Source organism: Staphylococcus sp. HMSC067F07, assembly GCF_001837405.1.
GTDB classification, from domain to species: domain Bacteria; phylum Bacillota; class Bacilli; order Staphylococcales; family Staphylococcaceae; genus Staphylococcus; species Staphylococcus capitis.
On the sequence record NZ_KV832219.1, the window covers coordinates 1 to 10162 of the forward strand.

Here is a 10162-nt window from a genome sequence, read left to right on the forward strand (position 1 = left end):
GTTAGCTATATTTTTTTACTTTGCAACAGAACCAACAAGGTAATAAAATAGATGGTGAGCAGAAAGAGGATATCAGAAACGAAAATCATTCTAAAAAAAGTTTTTGGAGTAAACTGTTTGGTAATTAAAAATGACTATAAAAGGTGTATCAAGAGTTTATAAACCCTTGATACACCTTTTATAGTGATGGAACTTCTGATAATCATCAGTTATGTTAAACTCTAACAAAAACTAAATTATCAGAAGAATTATCTAGGGTATTAAACATAGGTAAATCAATTTTCTATCGCCAATAGTATAAACATCATCCATATTAATCTGAAGATAGCTACATAATTCTTTAACAGCATAGCCTTTATTTGTATAAGGCGCCATAAACTCTATTAAATATGGTTTGTTTTGAGGTTTCTATGTTTAATCATTTAATTTTTCATTATATAAATCGAATAATTATAAAAAGTCATCATACTTTTTATTTTTTAAAAATATTTGAAAATTTAATAGTAATCCAATTATAAGATCAAATATCATTATCATTATAATCAAGGCAACTATAATCACTGTGACACTCGTTACATAACAAGCTAGTAATCTCCAGATAAAATTGACATTTTCACCAATTCCATAACTTAACATATTACAAAGTAGTAAAAGAATAATAATACCTATACTGTAAATTAAAATTGTCAGTGTATATTTTTTAATAACTCTATTAGGAAACAATAGTTCATCTATTAGGTTCTTTTTCACCAGTATCTCTCGTTCAATTCTATCTTTGTCACAGATTTTGATTTTACTATTTTTTATTTTTTCCTCTAATAAAATAACCTCGAACGATCTGCTAATTTTTAATAAATATGCAGGAAAAGCTAATGTTAAGCATAATGTAATTAATTCATTTACATTGTTCATGTAACTTATAAAATAGATGAAAGTTGCTACTAGTGCTCCTAAAAATATAGTTATATTAAGTTCTACATCAAATATTTTAAAAATATCTGCTCTATTCATCAGTTAATCATCCTTTCAAGGTTTATTAATACTAATAAATTATTAGATATAGGTATATCATATTATTAATTTAAGAAATTGTCTTTTATAATTTTACTTAATAATAAAAAAGTAGAACCATTTAAAATTAATGGTTCTACTTTTTAACTATTACTAATTTTAAAAATAAACTAATCTACAATATCTAAAAATATATGTTTAGTACTATTTTTGTTTAGTTATATCAAGTGATTTGGGAATTAACAAATAGACAACTATTGAAATGATAATCATGATAATCCCACCTACTAAAGCAGTTGCTACAAAAGCATCATTAAATGATGTTACAGCCTCGTTTGCAAGCTGTTTTATCCCCGTAGCTTTAGCTACTTCGACAGCGCCCACTACAGATTCTTCAGCTACATGAGCTAAATCTCCAACTATACCTTTTGATGAAAAAGATGAAATATCTAAAAATACACGATAAAGCATAGAAGATAGGCTACCAAGTACTGCTACACCAAAAACATTTCCAAGGTCATACATAGACTCTTCAACAGCAGCTGCATTACCTGCTTTTGATGTAGGTGTTTCTAACATTATTAGAGCAGATGCAACTGCTAGTGAAGCCGTACCAGCTCCAACTAAAATTAATGCTAAAGCCATTGTAGAATATGATAATGGATGACCAAAGAAATACATAATAAACATGCCAATGGCTGCAATTCCAATTCCGGAAGGTAACACTATTTTCGGTCCAAATCGCGCCGCTAATCCGGGTGCAATTGGTGCAAACACCATATCTCCTATTGCCATAGGTAATAGGTATAAGCCAGCTTTAAAAGGAGAAAGTTCTTCCACAACCTGTAACCATTGTGAAGCTAATAACAAAACAGATGTCATTGCAAACATTGTCATAAATGCAGCAATTGTACCAGCTGAAAATGATCTCTTTTTAAAAAGTCTTACGTCTAACATTGGATCAGAACTTGATAAATTACGTTTAACAAATATCACTATCATGGTAATTGCTAATACTATTACAACCCATGGAATAATATCTGCTAGTCCTTCTTTTGAAAATTCTTTGATACTCCATACCAGTCCAATCATGCCTGCAATTGATAAAATTGTAGAAGGAATATCCCACGAGTGAGACTTTTCTTTTGATAACTTAGACTCTGGTAATAAAAATAAACCTGCTACAACTGCTATTATCACAAACGGTACATTAATTAAAAATGCCGAGTGCCATGAAAATTGCTCAAGTAAAGCTCCTCCGATAATTGGTCCAAAAACAGCACCTATCGATGAAACGATTGACCATACAGCTAATGCAGTGGCCCTTTCTTTAGGGTTTTCAAAAATTACTCTTATCATTGAAAGAGTAGTTGGCATTATTAAAGCACCTGCAATACCAAGTAAAAATCGAATAGCTATTACGAACTCTGCACTTTCTGCGAAAAATATAGCTAATGAAACGAGGCCAAATAAAGCAAATCCAGTTAATAATGCTTTTTTTCTTCCCCATTTATCAGCAAAGGCACTCAATGGAATTATAAAGCCAGCTAAAACAAGAGAGTATATATCAACTATCCATAACTGTTGGGTACCAGAAGGCTCTAACTCTCTTACTAATTCCGGTAAAGCCATAATTAATATTGTCATATCCATTGTAACAACAAACAAACTAACAGCTAATACTACTAGTGCAGTCCATCTTTTTTTTGATGTCATCATATCAGTAGTTTTTGTAAAAAATGAAATCATTTAAGTTCCCTCCAATCCTTATAGACCGTTCGACCGGTCTATAAGGATTATAATCTATTTTTTTACATATTACAACAAAAAATCTTGCGAAATTTAAATGGCTGTATTGTGTTATACAATTATTCTTTGAATTTTTTGTGCTATCATTGATAGTACTTAATACTTATTAAAGGCGTGATGAACTTGAAAGATAAAATACTAGGTGTCGCAAAGGAATTATTTATAAAAAATGGATATAATGCCACTACTACTGGAGAAATTGTTAAATTATCAGAAAGTAGTAAAGGGAATCTTTATTATCACTTTAAAACAAAAGAAAATCTATTTTTAGAAATTTTAAATATAGAAGAATCTAAATGGCAAGAACAGTGGAAAAAGGAACAAATCAAATGTAAAACTAATAGAGAAAAATTTTATTTATATAATGAACTATCTTTAACAACCGAATACTATTATCCACTTCAAAACGCAATAATTGAATTTTGCACTGAATATTATAAAACTAATAGCATTAATGAAAAAATGAATAAATTAGAAAACAAATATATAGATGCTTATCATGTAATTTTTAAGGAGGGTAATTTAAATGGCGAATGGTGTATTAATGATGTTAATGCTGTTAGTAAAATAGCAGCAAACGCTGTTAATGGAATTGTTACCTTTACACATGAACAAAATATTAATGAAAGAATTAAACTTATGAACAAGTTCTCTCAAATTTTTTTAAATGGACTTAGTAAATAATTATATATATATTCTTGAAATACCAATAAATATTATTTCTAAATTACGTTCATTATTGATAAAAAATTTAAATAGTATTACTACACAAAAAGAGAGTGCGAATTCGCACTCTCTTTTTTCTTGTATAATTATTAAAAGATCATTTCAATAATATAATATGAGTTTTGAGACTCTGTGAGAGCCTCTTATTTGCATTGACGACCCATTTATCAAGATGATCCCTTATCATGCTTAATTCTATAAACTGTCTGTCTTGTGATATTAACTTCTTTCGCAATCTTACTAATTGCTTTCCCTTCTTCTAACATTTCCACCACGCGATGATAAATAATACGTTTCTGTGGGTCTTTGGCATTTGGTGAATAAAGTAAGGGGCGCCCTTTATATACGCCTTTTTCCTTCGCAACTTGAATTCCTTGCGCTTGTCGACGTTTACTTTCATTTCTCTCTTGTTCTGAAACCATTGCTAAAATTTGAACGATTAAATCTTTCATAAACTTATCCAGTAATGGATTGCCAATCACTTCATTCATCATAGGTAAGCTGGTAATCATTAACTGAACGTCTTTCTCTTTTAAATAACTCACAGTTTCAATAATTTCATCATAATCACGTCCCAAACGATCAATAGATTCCACAACGAATCGATCTCCCATTCTGACAAAATTGAGTGCTTCTTGAAATACAGGTCTATTTTCCACTGACTTTCCCGACTGTTTCTCTGTAAAGATTTTCTCCACACCAAACGTCTTTAAATTATCCAATTGTCTTTCTAAATTTTGATCTATCGATGATACTCTCGCATAACCTATAATCATTCATCTTCACTCCATAATTAATATACACCCTAATCATACGTTCTAATTGCGATAATTTCAACAACTTATTTTGTATGATTAGGGTGTATCCTGTCTAACTTTTATCTTTCTTAAAACTCAGTAATATTTTTTATTTATCTTTATTTTCTTGGTTATTTAACTTATTGAGATAACGATAGATTGTTGTACGTGAAACTTTCCATTGCTCTGCAATAGTTTTAATCGGGGTTCCATTATCATAAAGTGTTTTGAGTAAAGTCAAATCTTGTTTATTTAATTTTTCGGGTCGACCTCCATAGCGTCCTCTAGCACGAGCTGCCATTCGCCCCGCTGAAGAACGTTCTAAAATTAAATTACGTTCAAACTCTGCAAATGCTGCGAATAAATGAAATAACAATTGTCCTGTAGAACTTGATTTATCCATTGTTATATTTTCTTCTAAACTATGAAAACTCACGCCTCGATTATTAAGTTCATTAACTAATGTGATTAAATCTTCCATGTTACGTCCTAATCTATCTAGTCTCCAAACAACAATCGTATCTCCTGACCTCGCAAATTCAATAGCTTTATCTAAACCAGGACGTTTACTTCTTGATCCACTTATATGATCGCTAAATATCTTTTCACAACCATATTGATTTAATCGATCTTCCTGCAAATTCAAATTTTGCAAACCAGTTGAGACTCTTGCATAACCTATTTTCAAAATACAAACCTCCTATGTAGATTTTCATTGTACCATAACTTAATTCTAACCATATTTATGAACATAGATTTTCTGTTGGGTTATTGAACACTAAAATATGTATACTAGCTATATATCTAGATATAAAAAGAGAGTGTACAGAAAATGGTTGTTTTCTGTACACTTTTTTTAACACAACTGTATTAAAATGTGTTAACATATAACTATGCCAAAAATAATTAATCATAAAGAAAAGAAAAAACAAATCATTCAATACGCTTTCGACTCCATTGTAGAAAAAGGAGTTAAGGGATCTACTGTAAGACAAATTGCGAAATTAGCTGATATGACACCTGGACAGATTAGATATTATTTTCCGAATCATTCAGAGTTATTAAATGCTGTAATGTCTACAGTAGAATTAAAAGTAAGGAGGAGAATTGAAGCAATATTTAAATCTGAAAACCTTACTACAATAGATAAAGCAAAAGCGAGTTTATTAACAGTACTACCATTGGATAAAGAGAGACTAGCTGATATGGAAGTTTGGATGGCGTTTCGCAATGACATACATGAGTATGGTCAAAGTACACTTGATGATGGGTTAGATCAATTATGTAATAGTATTTTGACATTATTAAAAAACGATCATTTGCTGAAGAACAATGTGAATATTCATCTTAATTCGATGAAATTACATGCATTAATTGACGGTTTAGCTTTACATAAATTGCTTAATCCAAACGGTGTTTCAAACGATGATATTCAAATCATTGTTGATGAAGAAATAGTTAGATTAACGAAATAAAGGAGGACAGCCCGTGAATTTTATAATATGGCTTATAATTTTTTGTGAAATAGCCTTTTGGTTTGTAATATTACTTGGTTTAGTAACAAGATATATATTAAATCAACAAACATTAGGTTTATTCTTCCTTGCACTTACGCCTATTATAGATTTAATACTCCTTATAACAACGGTTGTAGACCTTATGAATGGTGCAACAGCTGAAATGCCACATGCTATAGCAGCAGTTTATATTTCAATTTCTCTTGTCTTTGGCAAAAGCATGATAAATTGGGCAGATGATAGATTTAGATATTATGTGATGAAGCAAGGTTCCAAACCTTATAAACTTGACGGTTTAGCTTACTCTAAAAACTATGCTAAAAGTTGGTTGAAACATTTACTGTCTTACATTATAGGTACTGGGATTTTACATTTAATTGTTTATTTAATTAATGATAAAAGTCGTACAGAAGCTATGGATGGTGTTATTCATATTTGGACAATTGTTATTATTATAGACTTAATTATTTGTATTTCATATTTTGTGTGGCCTCCAAAAAGAAATTAAATTATGGATATAAATGGTTTAGATAAAATAAGTACAGAAGTTGTAGAAACAGCTAGAGATAGTTTAGTTATAGGTATTCGATAATAGAAAAAGCAACGCATTTTAATATAGTGCGTTGCTTTTCTCATTTATTAGGTAAAATCATTCTCATATATCGAATAAAGTGACATACTGATATGATGATACACTTATGTTGTCATTAGGGTATTACACCTATAATGTTTGTGGCGTTCTAAAATGAAATTTGAGGAGTACTTAAAAAAATGAAATTTGGATATGCAAGAGTCTCAACTGAGGAACAGCATCTGGAAAATCAAATCAATTGGTTAATTGAGCAAGGAGTTGATCGCAAGAATATATTTGTAGATGAGATAAGTGGTACAACAAGTCCTTACGAGCGTGATGGTTTTAAAAGTTTATTAAATGCCAAAATCAGACAAGGTGATGATCTATATGTTTTCAAATTAGATCGTCTAGGACGTAAGGCAAATGTCGTTGAAGAAATGGTACGTGAGTTGCTAAATGATGGTATTATACTTCATTCCAAAGATTTACCCGATATACCAGCCAATGATAAATATGGCATGGGTAAGTTATTGCTTAATGTAATGTTGTCCGTTCTAACATTTCAAGCCGAAACAGAACGTTTATACATGCTTGAGCGTCAGCGTGTAGGTATTGAAAGAGCTAAAAAAGAAGGACGTTATAAAGGTAAGAAAGTAAAGTATTCAAAAGATAGTGATAACCCTCAAGGTCGAGTTATTTATGAAAAAGTAGTAGAGGTATTAAAGAATGGAGGAACAATCAGGGGCACAGCTAAAAAGTATGGTCTAGGTATGAAAACTGTTCAACGTATAAAAAATGAAATCAAACGTGAATCGGAGTGATCTTACAATGATAAAAGATAATAAAATAATTCAAAGAATGATCCAAGATAAAATGAATGAGCAAAATTTAGATCTATTGTTACGTATATTAAATAACTTATTTGAATTAGAACCAAGAGAATACACAAGAATAAAAAATAGTACTGAACAAATAGTACCTACATTAGAAAAGAAGGGTGGTTATTTACCTGAACATTCAAAACATATTCTTGAAAAAATATTCTTTAGGTTAGCTGATTGTGAATGCGAAGTAGAATCGGAAATGAACTTGTATTTTATAATAATTGATCAAGAAGTAATTTACGAAAATATAGTAAACGAATTACGACCTAATAAAGATAATTTAAATGTTGAACTTGATGATAATGGTGAAATAGGAGCATTTATAAAGGATTATAAAGAAATACAACGAATATCTGAAAAATATGATGTTGATATTACATTAGTAATCAAAATATTACAAAAATTACAGAATGAATCGGAGGAATAAAATATGAATGCTAACTTTGCTGAATATGTAACAGAAGAAGAAAAAGAATATTATATACAGAATTATTTAGATGAGTATGAGCCTAAAGAGTTTAATAAAATACTTTATGGATTATTGAATTACAAAGAGAAAGAGAGAGTTGTTGATTTAGAAAAAGATATTGAACACTTTAGATCTAATTCAGAAAAAGAACTTGGTGATTTTATGGACTTAGTAGACATGCAACAAGCAAAAGGTGAATTACAAGAGTTTGAAGAAGATCGAATGGAGGCGTATCACGATTATGTATAGCAATGAAGATATCAAAAAATTAAGAAGTAATTTTTTAGAAAAGACCAAAACATTATCAATTTGTATATGTAGAAGAATTGGAATTTGAAGAACCTTAAAAACCTAAAAATCAGTCTAGGCGTTAGTCCTAGACTTACGTTTTTTAGGTTAAAAGAAAGGAGCTAACCTTTAAGGTTAGCTCCTTTTTGTGTTCTCTATTTTGATAATTCACTTGTCCTTATGATAATTCACAAAATTAATAACGTATACTATTGTCATTAAAAGAAATGGTATTGTTAGCAATAATGTATTTAAACGCCCTATATTCGATACCCATAAAAAGAGTGTTAGCATTAATACATAATTGATTATTACTATAAAGAGTATAGGCCATCTGTACATTTTATTCTCCATAATTATCACACCTTAATTAGCAACCTGCTACGTAGCCACCTGAAGCACCGCCGATACCTCCACCGACTGTACCTACAACGCCACCACTTACTGTACCTACAACTGGTAATGTAACTGTACCCACACCAGCACCTGTAAGACCTCCTGCTGTTGCTCCTCCTACAGCACCGCCTGCTGTTCCGATAACACATTTAGCAACAGACCCTTTTTTCTTTTTACGGTCTTGTTGATTAGGAACTACCTGCATACCTAATTTACCTTTTTCTTCAAAATAAACTATGTTTACATTTTTACCGTTTTTGTCTTTAGCTGTTGATGGTAATTGTTCTGTTTTATTTGTATTTTTATCTTTTAATGTAGCTATACCATTTTCATCTACATTGTATGTAATATTTTTATTTAAATCAATTCTACCCATATTGTCATCAATTTTTACTATTTCACCAGCACTTTTAGATGATGCTTTTTGTGTTTGGTTATTTTCAGCAGCTTGTGAATGATTGTCCGCTAAACCAGTGCTAACAGTCATACCAGTTATGATAGCAAATGCAGCAAAGCCTTTAACTACTTTTGATTTTACGTTATATGCTTTTTCCATATGTCATCTCTCCTAATATGTATTTGTTTTGTATCTATCTATAAATTACCATTTATATAGTTTTAAAAGTTATTGTAGTTCATAAGTGTCTGTATTTTATTCATATTCGTTGAAATATTGACTTTATTAATTAAATTTAAATATAATATGTCAAAAAAAGGATGTAACTATTTTATGAAACGAATGTTATTTTGCTTTCTAATATTATTATTTTTAGCAGGATGTTCAAATAGTAATCATCATAAACCTAAAAATAAAATTGTGGAGTATGGTGATTTCAAATGTCCTTATTGTAAGCAAGTAGATGATCACATCATGCCTAAACTAGAAAAAGATTATATTGATAAAGGGAAAGCTGACTATCAATTCGTGAACATGGCTTTTTTAGGTAAAGACTCAGTAACAGGTTCTCGTGCCGCTCATGCTGTTGAAAATATAGCGCCTAAAAAGTCTTTAAAATTCCAAAAACTTATGTTTTCAAAACAACCTAACCATGAGAACAAATGGATTACTAGAAAGTTAATTGATAAGCAAATAGACAAATTGAATTTAAGTAAGAGTAAAACAAATAAAATCAAAAAAGATTATAGAACGAAAAATAGCCAATCATGGAAAGATGCTAAAAAAGATGTGCGACGCTATAAAGATAAAGGTGTGAAAGAGGCACCAACGGTTTATGTGAATGATAAGAAGTTGAAAGATCCTTATAGTTATAAGGAATATAAAAAGTATCTAAAATAAATAAAATTTATAACGACATAGATAAAACATCTTTGTTATTTTGTTATATTATAGATGTGATAAAATTAATAGTTGTGTCATTGAGCCTCTAACAATATGTTTTTAACATGTTAGGAGGTGATTTCATGTTCACTGTTGTTTTTGGCACATTTGTTGCAAATGTGTTGAGCAATTTCGTAATGATGTATGTTGTACATCTTATGAATAAGCACAAAAAGTAAATGATGGCACAAAGAAAGACCCTAGCAGCTGCAACTGCTGGGGTCTTAATCATGTTCACTGTCGTTATTTCACTATTATCCTATCATGAAATACGTCAAATGTAAAATGTGATTCATTACGTATAAATAGGGTAAAATATGGTTCTGTTGCAAAGTTGAATTTATAGTATAAT

The 10162-nt window shown here is 30.1% G+C and carries 12 protein-coding genes and 2 pseudogenes; 8 read left to right on the plus strand and 6 right to left on the minus strand.

The genetic code is table 11. From position 1 onward, the window contains the following. Positions 1–252: 252 nt before the first annotated feature. The 3 genes and pseudogenes from HMPREF2706_RS12430 to qac form a co-directional block, all read right to left on the minus strand. Positions 253–387: pseudogene (locus HMPREF2706_RS12430) on the minus strand (HAD hydrolase family protein); the annotation flags it as partial. A 63-nt stretch (positions 388–450) separates the two neighbouring features. After that, positions 451–1011 carry a hypothetical protein gene (locus HMPREF2706_RS01895; RefSeq protein ID WP_001077893.1) on the minus strand — a complete coding sequence of 187 codons (561 nt, stop codon included), beginning with the start codon at positions 1009–1011 and terminating at the stop codon, positions 451–453. A gap of 204 nt (positions 1012–1215) precedes the next feature. Further along, positions 1216–2760: a QacA/B family quaternary ammonium compound efflux MFS transporter gene (qac, locus tag HMPREF2706_RS01900; protein WP_002449598.1), complete on the minus strand. Its 1545-nt coding sequence runs from the start codon at positions 2758–2760 to the stop codon at positions 1216–1218. Between the two features lie 177 nt (positions 2761–2937). Here qac and qacR point away from each other — a divergent pair, with 177 nt between their 5' ends. Then, positions 2938–3504 carry a multidrug-binding transcriptional regulator QacR gene (qacR, locus tag HMPREF2706_RS01905; protein WP_001832666.1) on the plus strand — a complete coding sequence of 189 codons (567 nt, stop codon included), beginning with the start codon at positions 2938–2940 and terminating at the stop codon, positions 3502–3504. A 209-nt stretch (positions 3505–3713) separates the two neighbouring features. Here qacR and HMPREF2706_RS01910 read toward each other — a convergent pair whose 3' ends face one another. Together HMPREF2706_RS01910 and HMPREF2706_RS01915 are read right to left on the minus strand one after the other, a co-directional pair. Next, the gene (locus HMPREF2706_RS01910) at positions 3714–4322 is read right to left on the minus strand and encodes a recombinase family protein (protein ID WP_000583527.1); all 609 of its coding nucleotides are present in this window, start codon (positions 4320–4322) and stop codon (positions 3714–3716) included. A 130-nt stretch (positions 4323–4452) separates the two neighbouring features. After that, complete coding sequence (locus HMPREF2706_RS01915; protein ID WP_001829991.1) at positions 4453–5031, minus strand: recombinase family protein; 579 nt, start codon at positions 5029–5031, stop codon at positions 4453–4455. A gap of 205 nt (positions 5032–5236) precedes the next feature. On the opposite strand from HMPREF2706_RS01915, the gene HMPREF2706_RS01920 reads away from it, so the two are divergent. The 6 genes and pseudogenes from HMPREF2706_RS01920 to HMPREF2706_RS01940 all read left to right on the plus strand — a co-directional run bounded on the left by HMPREF2706_RS01920 (position 5237) and on the right by HMPREF2706_RS01940 (position 8036). Then, positions 5237–5818 carry a TetR/AcrR family transcriptional regulator gene (locus HMPREF2706_RS01920; protein WP_001124173.1) on the plus strand — a complete coding sequence of 194 codons (582 nt, stop codon included), beginning with the start codon at positions 5237–5239 and terminating at the stop codon, positions 5816–5818. Positions 5819–5831: 13 nt separating this feature from the next. Continuing rightward, positions 5832–6368 (plus strand): hypothetical protein, encoded by a 537-nt coding sequence (locus HMPREF2706_RS01925; protein ID WP_002451368.1) that lies wholly within the window; start codon positions 5832–5834, stop codon positions 6366–6368. Then, positions 6369–6452 (plus strand): annotated as a pseudogene (locus tag HMPREF2706_RS12005) (ATP-binding protein); the annotation flags it as partial. Between the two features lie 179 nt (positions 6453–6631). Further along, positions 6632–7255 carry a recombinase family protein gene (locus HMPREF2706_RS01930; protein ID WP_049427001.1) on the plus strand — a complete coding sequence of 208 codons (624 nt, stop codon included), beginning with the start codon at positions 6632–6634 and terminating at the stop codon, positions 7253–7255. A gap of 7 nt (positions 7256–7262) precedes the next feature. Further along, positions 7263–7745 (plus strand): hypothetical protein, encoded by a 483-nt coding sequence (locus HMPREF2706_RS01935; protein WP_070862161.1) that lies wholly within the window; start codon positions 7263–7265, stop codon positions 7743–7745. Positions 7746–7748: 3 nt separating this feature from the next. Continuing rightward, complete coding sequence (locus HMPREF2706_RS01940; RefSeq protein WP_049427006.1) at positions 7749–8036, plus strand: hypothetical protein; 288 nt, start codon at positions 7749–7751, stop codon at positions 8034–8036. Positions 8037–8445: 409 nt separating this feature from the next. On the opposite strand, the gene HMPREF2706_RS12290 is transcribed toward HMPREF2706_RS01940, so the two are convergent. Then, on the minus strand, positions 8446–9027 hold the full coding sequence (locus HMPREF2706_RS12290) for a hypothetical protein (RefSeq protein ID WP_044466834.1): 582 nt from the start codon (positions 9025–9027) through the stop codon (positions 8446–8448). Positions 9028–9201: 174 nt separating this feature from the next. Between HMPREF2706_RS12290 and HMPREF2706_RS01955 the strand changes: the two genes are divergently transcribed. Then, complete coding sequence (locus tag HMPREF2706_RS01955; RefSeq protein ID WP_044466833.1) at positions 9202–9768, plus strand: DsbA family protein; 567 nt, start codon at positions 9202–9204, stop codon at positions 9766–9768. Positions 9769–10162: the final 394 nt, after the last annotated feature.

Bases quoted from the DNA above. Each gene is read 5' to 3' on its own strand.
- HMPREF2706_RS01895 (WP_001077893.1), bottom strand. From the start codon at position 1,011: ATGAATAGAGCAGATATTTTTAAAATATTTGATGTAGAACTTAATATA.
- qac (WP_002449598.1), bottom strand. From the start codon at position 2,760: ATGATTTCATTTTTTACAAAAACTACTGATATGATGACATCAAAAAAA.
- qacR (WP_001832666.1), top strand. From the start codon at position 2,938: ATGAACTTGAAAGATAAAATACTAGGTGTCGCAAAGGAATTATTTATA.
- HMPREF2706_RS01910 (WP_000583527.1), bottom strand. From the start codon at position 4,322: ATGATTATAGGTTATGCGAGAGTATCATCGATAGATCAAAATTTAGAA.
- HMPREF2706_RS01920 (WP_001124173.1), top strand. From the start codon at position 5,237: ATGCCAAAAATAATTAATCATAAAGAAAAGAAAAAACAAATCATTCAA.
- HMPREF2706_RS01930 (WP_049427001.1), top strand. From the start codon at position 6,632: ATGAAATTTGGATATGCAAGAGTCTCAACTGAGGAACAGCATCTGGAA.
- HMPREF2706_RS01935 (WP_070862161.1), top strand. From the start codon at position 7,263: ATGATAAAAGATAATAAAATAATTCAAAGAATGATCCAAGATAAAATG.
- HMPREF2706_RS01940 (WP_049427006.1), top strand. From the start codon at position 7,749: ATGAATGCTAACTTTGCTGAATATGTAACAGAAGAAGAAAAAGAATAT.
- HMPREF2706_RS12290 (WP_044466834.1), bottom strand. From the start codon at position 9,027: ATGGAAAAAGCATATAACGTAAAATCAAAAGTAGTTAAAGGCTTTGCT.
- HMPREF2706_RS01955 (WP_044466833.1), top strand. From the start codon at position 9,202: ATGAAACGAATGTTATTTTGCTTTCTAATATTATTATTTTTAGCAGGA.